At 63.0% G+C, this 21433-nt stretch carries 9 protein-coding genes and 1 pseudogene; 8 read left to right on the top strand and 2 right to left on the bottom strand.

Features of this window, described 5'->3' with window-relative positions; genetic code table 11:
• The first annotated feature begins 306 nt into the window (after positions 1-306).
• From IM767_RS10120 to IM767_RS10095, 6 genes are all read left to right on the top strand, one after another.
• On the top strand, positions 307-1341 hold the full coding sequence (locus IM767_RS10120) for a hypothetical protein (RefSeq protein WP_198425832.1): 1035 nt from the start codon (positions 307-309) through the stop codon (positions 1339-1341).
• Entirely contained in the window at positions 1338-2864 is a 1527-nt protein-coding gene (locus IM767_RS10115; protein ID WP_109210236.1) for a hypothetical protein, read from the top strand. The genes IM767_RS10120 and IM767_RS10115 overlap by 4 nt, the downstream gene beginning before the upstream one ends.
• Positions 2852-4555 carry a nuclease-related domain-containing DEAD/DEAH box helicase gene (locus tag IM767_RS10110; protein ID WP_109210235.1) on the top strand — a complete coding sequence of 568 codons (1704 nt, stop codon included), beginning with the start codon at positions 2852-2854 and terminating at the stop codon, positions 4553-4555. Before IM767_RS10115 ends, IM767_RS10110 begins: the two co-directional genes overlap by 13 nt.
• Positions 4552-8073, top strand: a complete 3522-nt coding sequence (locus tag IM767_RS10105; RefSeq protein ID WP_109210234.1) for a helicase-related protein — start codon at positions 4552-4554, stop codon at positions 8071-8073. Before IM767_RS10110 ends, IM767_RS10105 begins: the two co-directional genes overlap by 4 nt.
• Before the next feature lie 2 nt (positions 8074-8075).
• Complete coding sequence (gene drmB / locus IM767_RS10100) at positions 8076-9995, top strand: DUF1998 domain-containing protein (protein WP_109210233.1); 1920 nt, start codon at positions 8076-8078, stop codon at positions 9993-9995.
• Positions 9996-10328: 333 nt separating this feature from the next.
• On the top strand, positions 10329-13067 hold the full coding sequence (locus tag IM767_RS10095; protein ID WP_109210232.1) for an AAA family ATPase: 2739 nt from the start codon (positions 10329-10331) through the stop codon (positions 13065-13067).
• 86 nt (positions 13068-13153) lie between these two features.
• On the opposite strand, the gene IM767_RS10090 is transcribed toward IM767_RS10095, so the two are convergent.
• The gene (locus IM767_RS10090) at positions 13154-15328 is read right to left on the bottom strand and encodes a phage infection protein (RefSeq protein WP_109210231.1); all 2175 of its coding nucleotides are present in this window, start codon (positions 15326-15328) and stop codon (positions 13154-13156) included.
• A gap of 391 nt (positions 15329-15719) precedes the next feature.
• Between IM767_RS10090 and IM767_RS21235 the strand changes: the two are divergent.
• Positions 15720-16064: pseudogene (locus IM767_RS21235) on the top strand (helix-turn-helix domain-containing protein); the annotation flags it as partial.
• A gap of 372 nt (positions 16065-16436) precedes the next feature.
• Positions 16437-19874 (top strand): hypothetical protein, encoded by a 3438-nt coding sequence (locus IM767_RS10085; RefSeq protein ID WP_239453274.1) that lies wholly within the window; start codon positions 16437-16439, stop codon positions 19872-19874.
• A gap of 764 nt (positions 19875-20638) precedes the next feature.
• On the opposite strand, the gene IM767_RS10080 is transcribed toward IM767_RS10085, so the two are convergent.
• A complete protein-coding gene (locus IM767_RS10080) occupies positions 20639-20914 on the bottom strand; it encodes a hypothetical protein (RefSeq protein WP_109210229.1) in 276 nt (91 codons plus the stop codon).
• Between the last annotated feature and the right edge of the window lie 519 nt (positions 20915-21433).

Genomic DNA, 21433 nt, shown 5'->3' with positions numbered 1-21433 from the left:
AGCGGTCACCCTAACGCGAGATCCTCATCCTCTTCATCCGCAGCAGAGGGCGAGAGTGGCCGACGGGTTCGCCTGGATGCACCCAAATACTCGGCTTGGGACACGCGTCCATGGCGCAAGCGGGTGAGTCCGGTTTCTCGGTACGGTGATTGAAATACTGCAGCGGGGCATGGGGATGGGGAGCGGCTGGGATGGGTACCGAAGTCGTGCCGACAAACGCACGTACAGCCACGCGCGAATACGGTGGTCAGCCGCTAGTCCTGCACGTTCTTCACATCAGCCCAGGTGGCGACCTCTACTCGAGTGATGCCGCAAGGGACCCTGCTCGGCGCCCGAATCCGCCGTGCCTACGAAACTCTCACCGACCCGGGCGTGATAACGGTTACCCGAACCTCTCGGCCGAACGCGCTGATGGGTAGCCCGCGGGTGTGCCTGGGACTTGCGGACGAGGCTGGTGAGCCACTTGCCACCGCGGCATGGATCGGTGCCCTAGTCAGCCTCGGGTCGTTGTTGCGCAGACAAGTGGAGAAGCTCGACGGTCGTCAACTGGTTCTCGCAGTCTCGGTACCACGCCGAGACTACGCCGCCGCCCTGATTGGCGCTGGCTGGATGCTGTCCAGCCCGGCGCCGACACTAGACGAGCCGATCGCCGTGTTCCGGACGGCTGATCGCAGCACATACCTCCGCGCTGTTACCGAAAGACTGATCATGGCGGGGCCTTTCACGCACTTGGATGAGAAACGTAGCGATCCACGTGTTCTCACTGCTGGGAAGCTACTGCCCGTGGACCGGCACAAGGCCGTGGTCGAGCTTGACCGAGTGGTAACAAGTGTCGTTTCCGACGTGCCCGCCGCCGGATTTCTCGGCGAGCTCACCGGAGTGGCTGATAGCTGGTTGGAGCGTTTGGCCGCCCCGCCGATGGACCTTGCACTGATCGGAACCGCCAAATGGCTACGCGATGACCTCGATGCACTGATCGGCGGTGGAGGCGAAGGAGCGACTAGCAGCACCCGGCTTCGCGACTACGTATTGCCATACGACAAGAGCGCCGCCACTTGGTCGACGCCTATTATTCCTGCGGCCCGGTTGAGCGAAGGGGAAGAGTTGCCCGAATCGTGCCTGGCGGCGATCTTGGACCGTTACGGCGCGATCAAGTACCTTAATGACATAACAGTGCCGATCGTCGTTTGCATCATCGACCGATCAATCGCCGATGAATCGGCGGCAGAGGCAATCTTGCAAGCGCGGCTTAGCAATAGCCAACCACTTTCGGTGGCCACGGATCTGTTTTGGAAGCCGCCGCGGCCAATCGAAGCCATCGCCTTCACGGTGGCTCTATGAGCCGCATCAACGACGTCATTGCGCGCTACGAGTGTGCCCGCGCGCTCGTCGAGAACGGTCTTTCCATCTTCGCCGTCGGCGACCCGGCCGGCGCCCAGCTCAACGCTGCGATCCGCCGAACGATTTTCGCGCTCGGCGACGAGCCGAGCGAGGTATGGTCGGACCTCCTCCAAGCTGCGAAGGCGTTGCGGTGGCGACGGATTACACAACCATTTCCCAACTCCCTCCAACCGGTGCAGGCGCAGATCGTAGAGCAGTTACTGCGACAGACGACGCGGCTGCGTGCCTTTGTGGGGCACGAGTCCCTTCTCGACGAACTTGCATCCGCTGCGACAGCCGTGAGAGAGACGGACTCGCCGCTTGGAGCGGTACTTCTTGAGTCGATTCTTGAGGTGGGAGCGGGCAACTGCGTCGTCGTCGCGAGCGGCGGCGCAGCTCGCGCGGGCCTACAGGAGTGGCTCCATAGCGTCGGCGCGGTCGTCTTAGTTCCGAGTGGGTTGAGTGAACTGCATGCGGGGGTAGAGCAAAGCTATGTCATCGCTCCGCCGATGTTCGTGCCGTCCTCCGTGGTGATGGCGCCCTCCACAGACGAGGTCACCTTCGTCCTACCAGCGTGGTTCCGGAACCACTCGTTGCCAGATTCCGTCCTTGGGCCCCATGCCGAGGGACGCATCACATTTAATGCTGCAGTGCACCCGATCGGCGACGTTAGCGAGCCCGGCGACGGCGACGGCGACGGCGACGGCGATAGCCCGGCCGAGGACAGCTATTTCCCTCAACCCGTCTGGGGCAACCGGCAATCCGACGACCGCGAACCCGCGACCGACGAAGTAGAAGCATGGAAGTTGCTGCTCGGTGGTGGGCTCGCTCTGTGGCTCGATGACGGCGATCGCATTCGCTCTCTGGATCCGCGCCAGCCGGAGGGTGATCGCATCGACTACGCGTTGGTCACTGATGTGATTCCGGGCACCTACCTAGTTCTAAGGGAGGGCGAGACGGAACGCGGCGCGATGTACGAGCAGGCGCTACGTTCGCTCGGGTCACGCGCGGATGCAGTGCTCGCCACTCAGAAGCAGTGGAAGCAGGCCCTACATGCGCGGCTCTCCGAGCACGGTGCTAAGGCTGCCGCGAGGGAGCTGTCTGCTCGTGGAGTTCGTTCCGCTGGCCAGGTTCGCGCTTGGGCCGATCCACGTTTGATATGCCCGCAGCTGGATGCCGATTTCGGCGGGCTCCTGAGCTGGCTGGGCATGCCGTTGCAGCCGACTTATGGGAATGCGGTGATGTTGCGCCGTGCCGTGTATAAGGCGACCGCAGATCTGCGCAAGGAGCTGGAAGCGGCAGTCAGCCTTGCCGATCTAGGAACGTTGGAGAAAGACGGAGTCCTGCGTCTTGACCTGCAACGCAATGGTTTCCGCAGAATGATCGTGGCGCGAGTGCTGGCGCGATCACCCTTTACCGAGATTGTGGCCCGGGCACAGATTCGTGTGCCATTCGCTGATGGGAGTTTGCAATGGCTCGAATGATGCCACCGTTCTTTCCTGAGGACTCTGCGCCGGGTGAGAAATCCGTCTATCGGGCCCTCGCCAGCTCCTCCGACACCGAAGACTGGATCGTACTTCATTCACTCAACATCGCTGAGCATGTTCGAAACCCGGAAGGGGAAGCGGACTTCGTCGTGATTGCGCCGCACCTGGGCGTATTGGTAATCGAGGTTAAGTCCCACGAGCAGATTGACGTTCGCGATGGAGCTTGGTATCTCGGACGACACCCACCGACGGCGCGAGGTCCATTCAAACAGGCAAATGAAGCTATGCATTCCATCCGAAAGGAGCTGCTTCGCCGGAAGATCGAGCTCCGGTCGCTACCCATGCTGAGTGCGGTTTGGTTCACGGCGGTTCGTGCGCGGACGATGTTGAAGCCTTCGTCCGAGTGGGCCAGCTGGCAAGTGCTCGATTCCGAGGATCTCAAGCAAGACCCCGTTGCCGCAGTTCGACGGGCGTTCCTCGGCGGCATCGCGCACCTTGACGCCACCTTTGCCGGCTACTCCGCCGGAGGCCTCGGCCCGGACGAACAGACGGCGAAAAAGATCGCGAGTGTACTCCGGCCGAACTTCGAGATGGGAGTTGTCGCAGGCGACGTGCGGGCAGCACGCGAGCACCAGCTTGTACGCTTCGTCGAGGAGCAGTACTCCGCGCTGGATGCGATGACTGAGAATCGCGCTGTCCTCTTCACCGGTCCTGCCGGTTCGGGCAAGACCCTACTGGCCATGGAGGCTGCGCGGCGCGAGATTGCAGCTGGCAACTCCGGTCGACTCATATGCTTCAACGGACTGCTTGGTAGGCGGCTGGCGAGAGACATGCCGGAAGACCCTCGGCTAAGCGTCGGCACATTCCATCGCGAACTGCTGGCTCTCACGGGGCTTCGCGTACCGAAGGATGCGAGCGAAGAGTTCTGGCGGAGTGAGCTGCCGGAGCGCGCTCTTGAAGTTCTCCTGGAGTCGGGTGGCGAGCCGGTCGACTTCCTGATAATCGATGAGGTACAAGATCTGCTGACCGACGCATACCTCGACGTCCTCGACGTTATGGTCCGCGGTGGCCTGGCATCGGGACGTGTCTTGCTCTTCGGCGACTTCGAACGCCAAGCGATCTTCGACGACGGTGAGGGGCGTCGGTTGCTGAACTCGCGCATGCCACATATGCCATCGCATCGACTCACCGTTAACTGCCGAAACTTGCCGCGCATTGGGTACAGCGTCAATCTCTTCAGCGGCCTCGCACCCGGATACAAGACATTCCGTCGTGACGACGACGGCGTGAACCCCGTCTGGCTTAGGTACTCGCGTGGTGCCGACCAGTCACGGCTCTTGCGCGAAGCGGTTCAACGCCTCCGCGACGACAGTTTCGATCTGTCCGAGATTGTCGTGTTGAGCCCGCTCGGACAGAAATCCACTGCTGCGACCACAACCGATCCCTGGTTACGGGGCGTGTTGGAGCAGGTCGATGGAGGGGAGCCGAAACGCGGGCGGCTGCGATATGGGACGATTCAAGCTTTCAAGGGCCTAGAGGCTCCGGCTGTGATCGTGACAGATCTAGATCGTGACGTAGTGCCGAATTTCGAGTCGGTTCTGTACGTCGGCTTAACTCGGGCGACAGATCGGCTCTACGGCGTCGTCGAGGCAACCACCGGCCTAGCCGGATTGGGAGGGACATTGTGACCGGTGTAGAAGCACGTGAGGTCGTCGAGGCGGCGGTACGGCGCGAGCTGTTCGGTCCGCCGCAGAGTGAGGCGCCGAGCGGCAAGCCACTCGACTGCTCGGGCCCGGCATGGACCTTCACGACCAAGGAAGAAGCCGTGGGCCAGTTCCACGATCGCGACACACTCGAAGAGGTCTTGACGCGCACTGACCCGTTACGCCGGTACGGCGTCGGCGTTCTCTACAGCGGCGGGCAAGCGAGCGGCGGCGCTGGCGATCTTGAGCAAGACGAGCCTCTGATCATCACTGGGGCTGCAGAGAACGAGGAGATCCCGAATCAGCCTCCCCCCGAGCTTCCTCTTAGGCCTCGTCAGGACGAAGCCGACTCCGACGATTTCGACCTCTCTGACGCGAACCGCCGCAAGCCGTCGGCGATGGCGATTTCATTCAAGGTTCGTGTCCCGGACTCCGGAGAGCTTCGGCTGCGGATTACCGGTGCCTACTACGATCCTGTGAAGATCGCAGTCCCTGCCTCCCCGCCGATGGAGTGGTGGGTTCGTAGGCCGTTTACGCTCGAAGCCGCGGTTCCAGCGGGCGTCCTCCGTCGCGACAGGAGGCGTTCCACCATCCCGACTACACCTCTCGTCGAGGAATCCAAGCTCGCTCCGCGAATCACGCCGACAGTGTCGGTGTTCAGCCGACTGATGCCGAGCGACCCCAACCCCGATCTCCGCCTCGTGACGCTAGCTGTCGTTAACGATGTCGTCGGCACTGGTCCGCGCAGCGCCTTCTTTCAGATCGACTTCATGGCGGAAGCCGCAGGCGGACTTCGCATTGAGCCGTACCCTGACATTCAGCGCGCCGACAGTGATGAAGAAGAGGACTCGATCGCACTGCTCTATCGCCATCAGCGCACATTTGCGATCGGGCACGGCTGCGCCGCGAAATGGGTAGATCCGTCCACGTCCGAGGATGAAGTACCGACCGTTGCCAGAGTATTTGCCGACGCACTGCCGAGCTACGAGGTGACCAGCCTGACTCCTGACGTCTACGAACTTCTAGCCGACGGGAGCCGTGCCCCGGTGAGCGTCAGCATGAGGGATCTCGCGGATGCGTCGGCGGAAGGCGTCGCACAAGTCGACAAGGTGCTGTCACTTTACGCGCAGTGGATCAACGATAGAGGCGCCTCGATTCCTGACCTCCCGGCGCGGTATCAAGACGCGGCCCTTCGTCACGTCAGCCTGTGCCGAGAGGCCCACGAAAGGATGCTGGAGGGTTGGCGGCTGGTCCAGGAGGAACCGCTCGCTGCCCGGGCCTTCCAGCTCGCGAACTTTGCGATGCTGTATCAGCAGATTCGGTCTCGCTTGCCCCTTCGTGACGTGGTGTTGGACAGCGCGGGGGTTTTTAGACCGGTCGGCGCTCACCCCGCGGCCACGCCCAGTCCATCAGATGGACGCTGGCGGGCATTCCAGATCGCATTCATCCTGGCCAGCCTGCCGGAGCTCGTGTACCCAAACCACCCCAGGCGAGAACTTGTTGACCTGATCTTCTTCCCCACTGGTGGCGGCAAAACAGAGGCGTATCTCGGCGCGTCGGCCATCTCCCTGCTCGCGCGGCGCTTACGGAATCCGGATGACTTAGGCACCGATACGCTCATGCGCTACACGCTTCGACTGCTCACGGCCCAGCAGTTCCTACGCGCCTCGTCCCTAATCTGCGTGCTGGAAGACCTACGCTCCGGTCTTCCGACGGAACTGGGAACGAGTCCGTTCGGGATCGGAGTGTGGCTCGGAAACGACTCGACGCCAAACACGTGGAGCAGTGCGCAGCGCAGTCTCGGGGAGCTGCGCCGTGACTACTACGCTTCAAATCAGTTCTTGTTGCTGAAGTGTCCGTGGTGTGGGACCCGGATGGGTCCGATCCGGCGGGCAAAGAAGGGACAGGATACCCCTGGCTACATCTGGGCGGGTGGCCGCTTCCTGTTCCGCTGCGTTGATGATCTATGCCGTTACAACGGTCGCGAGGGTCTCCCCGTCCACGTCGTCGACGAAGACATCTACGCATCTCGCCCTTCGATTGTGATCGGTACGGTCGACAAGTTCGCGACTTTGGCCTGGCAGCCGGCAGCTCGCAATCTGTTTGGCCTGGACGACAATGGGGAGCGACTCGTCTCCCCTCCCAGCCTTATCATTCAGGACGAGCTCCACCTCATCTCGGGTCCCCTCGGCTCGATGGTGGGGCTCTACGAGCCGGTCATCGACGATCTGACCACGGACCGCCGCGGCGCGTCGCCAATTCCCGCGAAGATCATTGCCTCGACGGCGACAGTCCGGCGGTATGCAGACCAGATAATGGGTTTGTTCGGGCGACGTGAAGTGGCGTTGTTCCCTCCTCATGGCCTGGAAGAGGGGCACTCGTTCTTCGCCGAGCCTGCTCGGCTCGACGATGGTCGGCATGCTCCCGGCCGCCGCTACCTGGGCGTGATGAGCCCCTCGTTGGGTTCAACTCAGACTGTTCAGGTGCGCGTCGGTGCGGCCCTTCTCCAAGCAGGCCCTCGAATAGCTGATCCCGCCGACCGTGATGGATATTGGACCAACGTCAACTTCCTAAACAGCCTTCGTGAACTCGGCAACACGCTGTCGCTGCTGGACTCGGACATCCCCGACTACCTCGTCGGACTACAGCGTCGTGACGGTGTTGCGGCGCGCTACCCAAGAAACATCATGGAGCTAACGTCGCGGCGCCGAAGCGACGAGATCCCCAAGGCGATCGAGGAACTCGAGATGCGGTTGCCGCATCCCGAGTGCGTGGGAACCGCCAAGTGCGTTCAAAGCGGGTCGTGTCCGGAGAACGCCAAGTGCGTTGACGTTTGCTTGGCCTCGAACATCATCGAGGTCGGCGTTGACATCGACCGCCTTGGCCTGATGACTATTGTGGGCCAGCCTAAGACGACCGCGCAGTACATCCAGGTGAGCGGCCGCGTCGGCCGAAACCCGCGCACCCCCGGGCTCGTCGTGACCATCTACGGAGCCGCTAAGCCGCGTGACCGCAGCCATTACGAGCGCTTCAGGACGTACCACCAGCAGCTTTACGCTCAGGTCGAGCCCACCTCCGTGACCCCTTTCGCCGAGCCGGTGCTCAAGCGCGCTCTGCATGCCGCAGCTATCGCGAGAATGCGCCAGCTCCAGCCAGCACTCGAGCCGAGCCCCTTTCCCGAAGCGGCTTTCAACGATGCGGTCGCCCTGCTTCGCGAGCGGGCGGAACTCGTGGACAGTGACGAGCTGGCCGTCTTTGATCACTGGGTTGGCGAACGGGCCCGGCAGTGGAAGAAAGGGGAGAGGACCACCTGGGCGGCCAGTACTTACTTCAAAGGCGACCCGAAGCAGGGGCTGATGCGTCCCGCGGGTGACCTGGCGGATCCCGCGAACAAGAACATCACCTGGGACACGCCGATGAGCATGCGTAGCGTTGACGCCGAGTGCCGCCTGGACATCACGCTCTCGTACATCAGCGAAGACATGGAAGCCGAGGAGGTCTAGCCATGGTGTCAGGCAGCATTCGGCGTGCTCAGCTCGTCTCGCCATTCGGAGTTGGAGCGATGAGCGTGCTCGTCGATGGCACGTCGGTGATCACAGCCGGGCTCGACCACTGGTTTCCGAAAGACAGTAGCGACCTTGCGATGGAGGACTTCACGGTCCATGACTGGCGGCTCGAAGCGCGACTGAACGTCAAAGAGTTCCGCTTACCCCCTGACTGGCGGTCGGGCGCGAACGGCGACCCTCGCAACGCGCGCCTCAGCGTGCCGGTGCTGCGTTTCCCCCGCTACGCCTTTTGCATGTACTGCAAGCGTCTCAAGCAAGTGCCGCTGAGCTACCAGGACACCGTGCGCTGTGAAGACGCAGCGCATACAGGAGTCAAGGGCAAGGGACCGCGCATGTCGCAGGTGCCGTTCGTGGCGATTTGTGATGACGGCCATTTGGACGACTTCCCGTTCCGTGAGTGGGTGCATCGCTCGGCCGAGACAAACTGCGCAGGGACACTGCGCCTCGTCTCCACCGGCGGCGGCGGGCTGGAGGGCCAGCTGGTTCGCTGCGGTTACGACTCGAAGAACAGACGTGACGCAACAGGTTGTGGCGCTTCCCGCTCGCTCATGGGCATCACAACGGCCGGTCGAAGGGACGACGCCGGAAACGAAAGCACAGTGCTCACTCAGGATCTTCAGGGGCGCGCCAATCCCTACCTTTGTAACGGCGCTCGGCCCTGGTTGCACGAAGCCGATGGACCATGTGACAAACCATTGCGAGGTGCCCTGCGAGCGGCCGGCAACGTCTACTTCCCGCTGGTCGAATCGTCTATCTTTCTGCCTCAGAAAGTCGGCGCCGTTAGTGGTGCGATGCGCGACTTGCTACGCCGAGCCGACGTGGAGCCCGCCATCAACGCCGTTCACGCCTTCGCTGGAGCAGGCGCAACGGCTGGGCAAATTCGAAACCTGATCCCTCCTGAGCTGTTCGACTCGTACTCGGACGAGGAATTGCTCGCGGCCTGCCAGGATCGCTTCGGGATTGGAGATGAGCTACCCGAAGAGGAGGACGATGACGCGGATGCACTCGGGACCTGGCGATACCCGGAGTTCAAGATGATCCGCGAGACGCCGCAGGATGACGAGCTCCGAGCATCCGACCCCGGAGTGCCCTCTCCGCTCGTGAGTCACCTGGACCGAGTGCGCAGCATTTCTGTACTCCGAGAAACGCGGACGCTCCGTGGCTTCACCCGCGGCCGCGACGGGGACCTGAAGTTGCAGGCGGGCAAGGCGCTGCTGCGTCGCCGTCCTCTGCAACCGGAGCGGGACTGGCTGCCGGCCTATGTAGTCAAAGGGGAGGGCGTCTACGTCGAACTGAACCCAGACAGACTTGCCGAATGGGAAGCTCGCGGCGAGGTGCAAGCACGCGCCGACCGCATTGCGAAGCAGTACGGACAGGTGATCACAGATCGCGGCGGCCGGGAACGCGACATTTCGCCCCGGATGGTGATGCTCCACACGCTGGGACACTTGCTGATCAACGAGCTGGTCTTCAGCTGCGGCTACAGCTCGGCATCGCTGCGAGAGCGCCTCTATGTCTCCCACCAAGGAACACTCAACATGGCGGGACTCCTGATATACACAGCAGCCGGCGACTCAGAAGGAACCATGGGCGGCCTGGTAAGGATGGCTCGTCCGGAGCACCTTGAGGTGGTCTTCTCGTCAGCTCTAGATGATGCACATTGGTGTTCGACGGATCCCGTCTGTATGGACGCCGGTGAGAAGGGCCAGGGACCCGACAGCTGCAACTTGGCCGCCTGCCACGGATGCGCCTTGCTTCCTGAAACCAGCTGCGAAGAGTTCAATCGCTTTCTGGACCGCGGCCTCGTTGTAGGAACCTTCGACAATCCCAGCCTGGGCTTCTTCTCGGCCCTCGGTTGATACTCGCTGCGGTGGCCAACCGCTGACCACCGTACTTAGTCTGAAGCGCCTGTCGGCCAGCGCGGCGCCCACACGTTTGCGGTCGGCTGGACGCATACCACCAACGCCGCGGGCGCTATCGATTTACCAGCAACGGAATCGCCATACCCTGCGCGGGCAACGACCTCACGCGGAGCAACATCGCATAGATCCCGACGCCTGCGTGCATCGCGATCTATGCGATGCACGCAGGCACCCAGGGTGACGGGAACCCTTTAGCAGCACTCCCCTACCCATACCTGCATGCCATAAAACTCCCTGGATAATGGGCAAAACGCGCCCTATCCTGTCGGCATGCGAGGAGGCCTCGAGCGATGGAAGCGAGGTGTCGACTCCAGAGGGGTTCGACAGGCGATCGGTTACGCGCTCGAGGGCACCTGCGACGCTCGCTTGCAGCACTCCCCCGGCGTTGACGCGCTCGAAGCGTACAGTGCCGCATCCGATTCGACTGTCTCGCGGTTCATCGTAGAGAACGGCGTCATCACCTCGGACGAGCTCACCGCCGGCGGCCTTCGCGTCTGGCTCACCGGCCACGACCCGATCACCGGGGAAGAGCGCGGCCGTCAGCGGCTGAGCCCCGACGCCGACCTGCTGCTCGACGGAACGCTCAACCACCCGAAGTCGTACAGCATCGCCGCGCTGCTGCATCCCGAACTCGCCGCCGAGTTCGAAGCGCTGCAGGACCGGCTACGTGACCGCATCCTGCTCACGTGGCAGACGGAGCTCAACGCGCGGCGCGGCCACGGAGGGCTCATCCGCGAGGAGATCACCCGCATCGAGGTCGTCGAGCTGCAGCATCGGCGCTCGCGCGCGCTCGACCCGCATATCCACCGTCATCTGTGGCTGAACATCAAGGTGCTCGGCGCGGACGGCAAGTGGTCGAACCTCGACTCGCGGGTCGCGATGAAACTGCACACCGTCGTCAACGCCGAGGGCGAGCTCGCCGCGCGCACCGATCCCACCTGGATCGCCGCGCTCGCCCGGCACGGATATACGCTCGACGACACTGGCGAGATCGCCGAACTCGCCGGCGCCGTCCGACCCGTCTCGCGTCGGTCGGCGCAGATCGAAGCCAACCGCGCGCGCCTGATCGCGGAGTGGTCGGCAACGCACGGAGGATCCGCGCCGAGCGTGGAGGTGCTGCAGCAGATCGATCGGCTCGCGTGGGCGGTGTCGCGTCCGAACAAGCCAGCCGATCTCGACGAGGCGTCATGGGAGACGCGCGTCCGCGACGAGATCGCCGCGATCGATCCGAATCTGACCAACCCGCGCGCGCCTGTTCCCGTCAGAGCGACAGACATCAATGCCGTCGACCTGGATCTGCTCGCTGCACAGGCGGTCGTCGACGCGGACGAACGGTCCACATCATGCGGCGGGAGGTTCAGTAGTTTCGACGTCCGCGCGGGCGCGATACGCGCGCTCTCGCGCACGGGCGTCGTTGCGGAGCGCAACCGGCTCGATGGCGTGATCGCCGAGATCACGGAGCGTGCCACGCGTTCCGTCTTCCAGCTCGTTGCGGAACCGCCGGCGCACGTCAAAGCGTTCATGGCGACCGAGACCGTACGCGCCAAGGTGCGTCTCGCGGGCCGCTTGGACGTGCTCGCCCGACCCGGGCGCTCCCTGCTGCCCGGCGAGTTGCACCGGCACGCACCGAACGCGGATTTGTCGGCGCTGGATGCGTCGCAAAGCGTTGCCGCGTGCGCGATCGCCGGCACGGACGGGCTCGTGACTGTGACCGGCCCCGCCGGCGCGGGCAAGACGACGATGCTCCGCTCTGCGTTTGCGGCGCTCACGTCGCAACGGCGGCGGATGCTCGTTGTTGCTCCCACGCGAAAGGCGGCATCGGTGGCTTCTCGCGAGGTCGGGGCCGCGGCATCGAGTATTCATGCCTTGCTTTTGGACCATGGCTACCGATGGGGCACCGACCAGGCAGGCGCGAAGGTGTGGACCAGGCTTCGAGTGGGAGATGTCGATCCCAGCACGGGCGCCGTATACGGCGGACCAACCCAGTACGTGTTGCGTTCTCGCGATCGGATCGTCGTCGACGAAGCCGGCATGGTCGACCTGCAGACGGCGAACGTCCTCGTCGAGCTCGCGATAGAGCAGGGGGTCGGGCTGGCGTTCGTGGGTGACACGCATCAGGCGTTGCCGGTCGGACATGCGGGCGCGATGGGTTCTGCGATCCGGCACGCGAACGCTGCGGTCGAGCTCGACACGGTGCACCGGTTCCGCGATCCCGACTACGCCGCTCTCACACTGCGGCTCCGGGATGCGGGTGATCGCGAGCGTGCGCTCGTGGTTGCGGGCGAGCTTGCCGAGCACGGTCACGTCGACCGGGTCGAACATCACGACGCGGCGCGTGAGCGGATGATCGACGCGTACTTCGACTGGCACGCACGCGGCAAGCGGGTGACGCTGGTATCCGGCACGAATGCTGAGGCGGATGCGATCAACGACGCCATCCAGCAGCGGCGAGTCGATCAGGGCGAGCTCGGCGTCCACGTCGTCGCGTGGGGAATGGCGCAGCAGCGGATCCTCGTCGGCGACACGGTCCAGACCCGTCGCAACGACCGGCTCACGGGAGTCGAGAATCGCGCGCAGTGGATCGTGCGCGGCATCCGCGACGAGTACCTGTCTCTTGTCTCCGTGAGCGACAGCGGCGAGGTGGCGCGTGTGTCCACCGAGTACGCGCGCGAGCACCTGCAGCTCGCTTACGCGTCCACCGTGCACGGTGTGCAGGGCGACACCGCCGATGCGTCAGTGGTCGGGCCGGATGTGGATGCCGCGGGGCTCTACGTGGGCCTCACGCGGGGTCGGGTGCACAACGTCGCGATCGTCGTCGCGCGGACGGACGCCGCGGCCCGCGAGTGCCTCGCCGAGTCGATGGGGCGCGGCACTCCGGAGTTGACGATGCAGGATGCTGCGCGCGCGGCGCAGGCGGAGATGCGACGCGCGGCGCGGAACCGCGAAGAGACGATGGCTACGGGGCCGGTGGTTGGCGCGCCAGGTGCGGGGCGCGGGATCGGGAAGTAGAGCTGCTCGATCAGCAGCGTTTGGCCAACGCTCGGTCGAGCCGTGGGCGCGGCCGCAAATAGAAACGGCCGCTGGCGCATGCGCAGCTAGAGGCTCTTCACCCGAGTGTAGAGCTCGCGCAGAGCCGCGTCGGAGAGGTCGATGATCGGTTCGTACATGAACGAATTCACGTGGATGTTCTCGGGAGTCATGAGCACGACGTCGTCGAGTGTGCGGAGCGACTCGTCGGTCCCGTGGCCCCGGCTCCTGTACGCCTGGAACAGCGCATGGGTTTGGTTGCCAGTGATCCCGTCCGTGAACGTCGGGTCGGCAAGGACGGCCACCATGTGCTGCTCGGCGACAATGCGGGTCGCGATGGACAACACGATCTTGTTCTCGAAGTTGATACCCTCGTCTGCGGTGAGCGCGACTTCCGCCTGCTCCAGCAGCAAGTCGATGACGGGTTTCTTGCCTGTGCGCCACGACTTCTTTTTCGTCGGCTGGAAGGTTTCATTGAAGATCCTGTCGAGCTCGGTGTTGTCGATGCTCGCTGAGTCGGCCTTCCAATGCAGGAGCGAGGTCAGCTTCAAGTAATCGGGGTCATCCTCGCCCTTGGTGTACTCGAGGATGTTGCGCACGAACGGCACCGAGGCGATGCGCTGCATGCCGTTGTCGAAGAAGTTCTTCTTGAAGCCATAGATGAACGGGTTCTTCACATGGCTGGCCTGGCTCAGCGAGACCTTCCCCTCGCCCTTCTGAGCCATGAAGCACTTGTTGTAGCCCACTACGCCTCGACTGAGAAGCGTGCGGAAGAAATCGAAGTTGTGCGTGAGGAGGATGAGTTTGAAGTTCGCGTGGTCAGCCATCTCCTTGAGGTACTGGATGATGGCGTACTTGTTCTTGTAATCGAACGAGTCGGCGAGGTCATCGATGACGAAGATCGTCTCCCGTCCCGTTGCTTTGCGTGCTTCCATCTCGAAGAGGACATTGAGGATGTACAGCGCCTTCTTCTCGCCGTTGCTGAGCACCGACAGCAGGTCATCCCGTTCGACGCTGGCCGACTCCTGGCCGTCATTGAACTCGAAGACGAGCTTGAGCATGGAGTCCTGGCCGAGGGCCACTTGGTGCTTGTTCTCCGCGCGGAGAGTGAATGGCACGAAGAAGCGCTCGTTGAAGATCTTGATGACCTTGTCCCACTGGGTGCTTTCAGTAGCCGCCTGCTGCTCGATGGCCTTACGGCGCTTCTCGGTGTCTTTGTAGCACGCCACGACCTTCAGGAACGCCTCCTCGTGCGCCTTGAGGTACGACTTCCACACGTCCTGATGGAAGGCTTCGACGTTGGCAAACTCTGGGAGCAGGTTTTCCCTGTTCGTAATGAACTCGAAGAACTTTCGCGTGTCCTCATTGCGCTGGACGGCACGCTCGACCGCATCCATCTTCTTGCGCAGCGCATCGTCGTCGCCGATGCGCTTCTTCTCTTCGGTGATCAGCGCCTGCAGATCTGCGTCGCTCGTGATCTGACGTGGCTCATCCTCGCCGTACAGCAGGAGCGAGTGCTGAGCCGTGAAGAAGCCGTTGGCACCGAGGCTCTTCGTAACGTTCGTGGCGTTGTAATACGTGAAGGAACTTCGGTTGAAGAAGGTGGACTCGTCTAGAAGCTGGTTGAGTCGGGTCACGTACGCGGCCAGCTGCGCCTGGACGTCAGCGCCCTTGAGCGCGGTTACCACCTTGTCGTTGAAGAGCAGGTCGTGTGGAAGGTCGGCAAACCGAGCGTCCTCAAGCTGTTCGACCTCGTAGGCGATGCGGACAAGGGCGTCGTAGAACTTGCCATCGCTCTGGGTGAAGACCTTCGAGATCGTCGAGAGCACATCTTGCTTCGTACCCGCCTGAGCCGTCAACTGCTGTACCAAAGCGTCACGGGCATCGAGGAGCTCCACCTGGAGTGTTTCGTACTCTCGCCGAAGCTCAGGGTTCACGAGGAGAGTCGAGGTTGACTCTGTCGGGCCTAGCTCCTCGTCGTAGGACAGGACAACCGCGACGTCGCTGGGGTTCGGCGATTGGCCGTTCTCGTCGGTGATTGAGCGCGAGGACGCGCGATCAGGGAACACTCGATCGGTGGTTTCCTTGCCGGCGGCGAGGTCCTTGAAGGTCCGCGCGAACGAGGTTTTCATCGTGCCGTTGGGCGCATAGATGGCCACCGCATTGCGGTCGCCGAAGTCCAGCGTCGCGTCAAGCGATCGGATGCCGTGGCAGTTCGTCAGCTCAACGTGAAGCGTCTTCATGCCAACAGACTATGGTGCCCACGCGCTCGCTCCGCCGGCGTGAACAGGTTGCGTCGCTGCCGGGCGACGGGTGTGTGTAGCCTAGTCGGGCTTGCCCTTGCCGAGGAGCACCTCGGGGTAGCGCTTCTCGAGCTCGTCCTCGATCTCCTAGAACTCGCGAGCGAGCCACTTTGGGCCCGACTTCAGAACGTCTTGGTGTTCCCCTCCGGGCGTTTCCATCCGGTACCTGAGCTGCAGGTATACAAAGTCGAACGGCTCGACGATGACCCGTGGGGTCGTGGATGAGTCCCACTAACGCAAGGCGAACGCTCTTACCGTCGTCGGCAATGTCCGCGCCACGAAAGCCACACTACGGCTGGCGGATGACATCAGCGAGGACGCCCTTCTCGCAATGCAGAGGGCGCTCCTGTGGTTCTTACAAAGGTTCCTGGTATTCGTTGATCTATCAGCCTGCTTCCTGCTAGACCTGCTGGTGTCTGCAGTGCGGGTGATGCGTTCGATCATCTGGCGTTCGACCGCTCGAGCGCGCCACGCGCCAGCGGGTCGAGGCGGCGATCAGGGCGTCGGCAAACAAGATGGAGCTATGGCTGAACCCCTGAACGTCGCGCAGGCCGCAGCGCACCTCGGTGTGCACGAGAGCACTGTCCGCAGGCTTGCACGCCAGGGGCGCCTGCATGGCATCACGGTGCCGGGATCAAGAGGACTGCATTTCCGGCAGGACGATCTGGATAACTACGTCTCGCAACGTGGGACATCCCGCACCGCTTCCAGTGGCGCCCGCAGGCGCACGATCGAGCCGGAGCTCGTGACCGCTAATGAGCTCCAAGGGTGGGCGGGACGTGTTGCGCAGGACACCGCGCCAGAGTTGATCCGCCGACTGCTACGTGCTACTCGAGGAGTGTCCGGCATCTCTGTGCGAGCAGGAGACGGAGTCGCGCTTGGCGGATGGGACGGAGTCGCTCACTCAAATGGGCATGCCGGGTCGTTCTTGCCGACAGGCGATCTCGGTATTGAGATCGGCACAACTCCTGGCAGCGCAGGTAAGGCCGACCAAGATTTTGACAACCGACTTTCCCTCCCCGTTTCTGTCAGACGCAACACCCACTTCGTGTTCATCACGACCCGCCGATGGCGGGACAAGGCGATATGGGCTGCCGCGAAGGACTCGCTTGGCAAGTTCGCAAGTGTGAGTGTGCTGGATGCCGACGACCTCGAAGGCTGGCTGCAAGCAGAGCGAAACGTCCATGTATGGCTATCGGAACTCTTCGGCATGCAGCCACGAGATGTTCAAACCCTTGCCCGCTGGTGGCGCGACTTCTCGCGAAGCACAGATCCGACGCTGCCTGAAGAACTCTTCAGCTTGAGTCACACAGAGGAAGCCGAAGTGCTGCGAGCCTTCGCGGCCGGGGAGGCGGATATCGAGGTCTTGATCGTCCGTGGAACTTGGCGGGACCAAGCCCTAGCTACCATGCACCGCGCATTCCGAAGCGCGGACGACGACGCTACGCCGGTCGTTGTGCACACAGCAACGGCTTGGGCCCGCATGATCGACAACGACTCGCCAGTGGTGTTGATCCCCCTTTTCGACGAGCCGGACATCGGCGGCGCACTAGCTCGAGGGCACCGCGTAGCGCTGATCGCCACAGCTGACACCAATCTCCGCCCGGGGACCAGAGTCGTCGAAATCCGGCCGCCCGGGCGCGCTGAAGCCGCTCGCGTACTCGAGGAGCGCGGTCTTGGGTCCACACGCGCAGAGCGGCTCGCTGCCCTCTTCAGGAGGAGCCCGAAGGCATTCGTACGATCGATCGCGTTGGACCCGCGCGCGAGATCGGCACTGCCGAGAGCGACCCACGAAGAGAGTGGCAACGCGGCGCGGCTCGCCCTCGCCATGCAGTGGAGCGCGAGGGAGGCGGACCGCCGCTTCCTCGAGCAATTGACTGGCAGCAGTTGGGAGTACCTTGAGCGGCTGCTACTTGCTCAGGCGTCGAGTGATGACCCGATGTTTGTTCGCGCGGGGGAATCCTGGCGAGTCGCTGCGCCGGTCGAATCGTCGGTGGTGCAGTTCCCTCGACTGACGTCGCACGACGTCAGTACGTGGATCGCGGTTGTGAAGGACGTGCTGCTTGCGCCCCACCCCTTCGACGACATGGATCAGGTGCAGACGCTGCTGGCAGAAATCCGAGGGGAAGAGCGACCGCGGTCCTCGACTCTCGCGGAGGGCATCATGCAAGGAGTGGCCTTGATCGCACTTGTGGAGGATGAGATTGCAGGACGACGCGGCAGCGAGCTTGGAGCCGCGGTCGTCCGTGATGTGCTCCTAGACGAAGACGATCTCATCGACTCCGCGACATGGAGCCGTCTGAGTTGGGCGCTTCCTCTGTGCGCCGAGGCTGCCCCGGATCTTTTCATCGACGCAGTCTTGGATGACCTGTCTAGGGACGATCCTGCGATCCTCGAGTTGTTCCCCGGTGACGGCCAACCGGGATCAGATCTCTTCTCCCCGACGTCGCCACATGTGTACCTACTTTGGGCCCTGGAAATTCTCGCCCGATCATCTGAGCATTTCGACTCTGCGATGCGGGCGCTAGCTCGCCTGAGCGAACTGACGACCGACGACAATGGATCTGGCAACACTGCCTTTGGCAGCCTCCAGAACTACCTCTATCCATGGCTACGCTACTCAGACGCGGGAACGGCATCGAAGCTCGCGGTCATCGACCGAGTCGCGATCCGCCACCCGCAAGTCGGGTGGCGCGTTCTTCTAGGGCTTCTTCCTACGAGGCAGTTCTCCTCCATAGTGCCGGCAAAGCCGAGGTTCCGAGATTGGGGGCCCGAACAGGACCAAGTTTCGAGCGACGAGTGGCTTCCAGTGGTCGATCACATAGTCGAACAGATCATCGAGGGCGCCGGGAAGGATCTATCGCGCTGGGCTCAAGTGGTCCCGAACCTGGACGACTTGAGCCGTGAGAATTTCGAGCGCATCTCGTTGGGGCTCGAGCAAGCAGTCCGCGGGATCGATGCGCCACCTGCCGATGCACGGCTGCTCTGGCGAGCGCTGGATTCGGAGGTTCGGCGCCAGAAGGAACATGAACCGCAATTCTGGTCGCTCCAACCGGATCAGGTGAAGCGGCTTGAAGAAATCCTCGACCTGCTTCCGTCACCCGGGGCCGCCTCCAAGCAAGCGGAGCTGTTCGGCTGGTGGCCGCAAATCGAGGGCCTCGATCGCTCGAACGAGAACTTCCGCTCGGAATGGCACCGACTCCAGGTCGAGGCCATGAGCGAGATTCTGGCAGCGGAGCCAATCGAGTTCCGCGAGCTAGTCGACTTGGCCGAGAATCCATATGGGATCGGCCACATTCTCGCGGAGTGGCCCTCCGACGAGCACGACTCTTTGATGCTCGATTGGCTCGATTCCGATAACGAAGCTCGGGCACAGGTGAGCAGAGGCTACTTGTCGTGGCGAGCCAACGCCGAAGGTGGGCAGTCGTGGGTTGAGGCAAAGCTCAACGACCTCGAACAGGACGACGACCGTGCCCTCGCTCTCGCCCTGCTTCTGGAGACAGATGTCGCTATCACTCTGTTGGATCGTGTGGCTCCGGAGCTCGCTGCTCGCTACTGGAAGAAGGTGAACCCGTGGCGCGTAGCGCCTGAGAATGCGCGGACCGCATTCGAGAGATTGCTGGCGGTAGGCCGGTCGGTGTCGGCTTTGAGCCTGCTGGAGTTCACTTCCAAACGAGAGGAGGACGGTGCCGCAACCGGCTTCGAGCTCGCGGATGCGCAAGCCGCGCTCGGCATGATCCTACGGGGGGAGGGCGCGGAGCCTATCGGGGCAGACGGACCGCGCATCATCGCTGCTGCACTCGACTTCGTTGAGGCCAGAGGGGCGGATCGCGGCGCGTTGGCCACCCTTGAGTTCTACTTTTTCGTGCTGATCAAGCACTCGTCACACCATCCGGCTGCCCTCTTCGGGTTGTTGCGAGACACCCCCTCAGAGTTTGTGAATCTCGTGAAGATGGCGACTAGGGGGGACGACGATGAGGAAACTCAGGTGGACAACGGGCTCGCTACCTTGGCTTGGCAGGTTCTGCGCGAGTGGCGCCAACTGCCGGGCACGGACGGGACTCACTGGGACGCTCAGCCCGACTCACTTCGTGAATGGGTAGTGTCCGCACGCGAGATGCTTGCAGCATCCGGTCGCACAAAGATCGGCGACCAGCAGATCGGCCAGATTCTCGCGACTGGCGCCGGATCGGCTTCTGAGGGATGGCCATGCAACGCCGTTCGCGATCTACTCGAGGAACTGGCGTCGCGGGAGATTGATCGCGGGTTCTATTCGAGCGCGCGGGGTGCACGCGGGATGTGGACTAAGAGCATCTATGAGGGGGGCGACCAGGAGCGGGAACTCGCGCAGCGCTTCCGAACTCGCGCCGAGGAATGTCGTGATTGGCGGCGCACGAGTCGCCTTCTGCGCGCCATCGCAGATGCGTACGAGCGCGAATCGCGGAACGAGGACTCCTCTGCGAAATGGGACGAGGACGACGCATGAGCGGCGGGATCCGGCTGGATGTGCCTGCACAGCCAGACGCGATGCCGTAACGGTATGGAAGGAAAGGGCGGGGGAAGAGCGCCCGCCCCCGTGCGCCTCGCGTCGCGCTGGGTTTGTTCGAAGGACGGTGTCATGGCGAGAACCAATCGCCGAGACACTCTCGACCCTTGGCGGCGATGGAGGAGATCGAACTCGTTACGGAGACCGACGGCGCAATCACCTGCGGAGGCCGAGTTCGTGTCTGGAGATCGTGGTTGCCGTCGGAGCGCTCAGCTGAGCGCCGAGCACATCGGACGCATGCTCTACCTCAATAAGCGGAAAGTGCTGTGATCGGGTTCAACCTGAGCGCCGTCGCGGCTCGGCGCCTGCTGGCTTCCGCGGGCATCGCTACGATGACGAGGCGGCCAGCGAGAGGTACACGACAGCCGTCTGGTGCCATCTCATCGAGCCCTTGGCCGACCCCATGATTGCTATAGGCGCCGGAATGGGTCGTCAACTGCGGTTCACGACACACTCTCACTACGCGCCCCCGCTAAGCACTCACTCAACCTGGCTCAATAGCCACGGCCAACGCGCGCACGCGGCGCGTCGACATTCATCGCCTGCACCCAGACCTGATCGAGCCGCGAACCCGGGTTGCGTCGAACTCAGGCTCACCGCGGACGCCATTGCGCCGAGAGCGGCCCTCAGCGCGCCGGTGCACTCGGAGGGATCGGCGGGATCTCCTAGCCCGCCGGGCCGGCGGGATTAAGGGACCGTCCGGGCTACAGGTACTTCCGCGCCGCAGCCGAGAAGGTCTCCTGTGGCTTCATGTAGACGATGTTCGCTGCCTGGTACATCTCGCCTTCGCGCACCACTGCGCCGTAATGCTTGAGTTCACCGCTCGACCGGTGCCCGACAGTCCACTTGCCCTCGTCCGAAACGATGCATTCGACGGACCGGCCATCGTCCCACGTCGCCGTAAATCGCTCATTCGTGGGCAGGGCCAACGCCTCATCCTCGGTGAGCGGGTTGCCGTCTGCGTCCTTGTACTCCACCATGTCTCGCATCGTAGCCGTACCGCGATGCAGCACGTTCGCAACGCCATCGATAGGGGTCCGGATCGAGTTCAATCGGCCCCAGCCGCACGACTCCGGCGGTGTTCGCAGTAGCGCAACGACGCGTGCTCCACGCCGGGCTTCCCGATCCCGCATTGCCCGTGAGCGGGATCGAAGCGGAACGCGATCAAGAATTCAGTCGCTCGGAGGTCGGACGAATCGCTCCGTCAGACGTAATCCCTCACTAGAGGGCTTCACGACGCACCCTAGGGAACGGAGACGAAATGAGTCTTGATGAGGCTGAGGAGGTGGACGGCCGCGTGGAATTCTCCGTTGCCGCGGATGCACTGCACGTAGGGAAATATGTCACGACCGTGGCGCAAAGCGGGGCGGCCCGGAAAGCCGCGCCCGCCCCGCTCATCAGTTAGAGCGGGGCTGAGCGGCCGCGTCCTGACGAAGGAGAACGCGTTAAGTCACGTACGCGACGTGGGGAGTAGAGTCAGCGACGCGCACCAGTCACTG

Origin of the sequence: Microbacterium ureisolvens (assembly GCF_015278315.1) — a bacterium.
GTDB lineage: Bacteria > Actinomycetota > Actinomycetes > Actinomycetales > Microbacteriaceae > Microbacterium > Microbacterium ureisolvens.
This window is presented reverse-complemented; position numbering and strand designations above follow the sequence as displayed.

What these genes read in the sequence shown, in the direction of transcription:
- drmB (WP_109210233.1), top strand. Translation starts at nt 8,076, where the DNA reads ATGGTGTCAGGCAGCATTCGGCGTGCTCAGCTCGTCTCGCCATTCGGA.
- IM767_RS10090 (WP_109210231.1), bottom strand. Translation starts at nt 15,328, where the DNA reads ATGAAGACGCTTCACGTTGAGCTGACGAACTGCCACGGCATCCGATCG.
- IM767_RS10120 (WP_198425832.1), top strand. Translation starts at nt 307, where the DNA reads ATGCCGCAAGGGACCCTGCTCGGCGCCCGAATCCGCCGTGCCTACGAA.
- IM767_RS10095 (WP_109210232.1), top strand. Translation starts at nt 10,329, where the DNA reads ATGCGAGGAGGCCTCGAGCGATGGAAGCGAGGTGTCGACTCCAGAGGG.
- IM767_RS10115 (WP_109210236.1), top strand. Translation starts at nt 1,338, where the DNA reads ATGAGCCGCATCAACGACGTCATTGCGCGCTACGAGTGTGCCCGCGCG.
- IM767_RS10080 (WP_109210229.1), bottom strand. Translation starts at nt 20,914, where the DNA reads ATGGTGGAGTACAAGGACGCAGACGGCAACCCGCTCACCGAGGATGAG.
- IM767_RS10110 (WP_109210235.1), top strand. Translation starts at nt 2,852, where the DNA reads ATGGCTCGAATGATGCCACCGTTCTTTCCTGAGGACTCTGCGCCGGGT.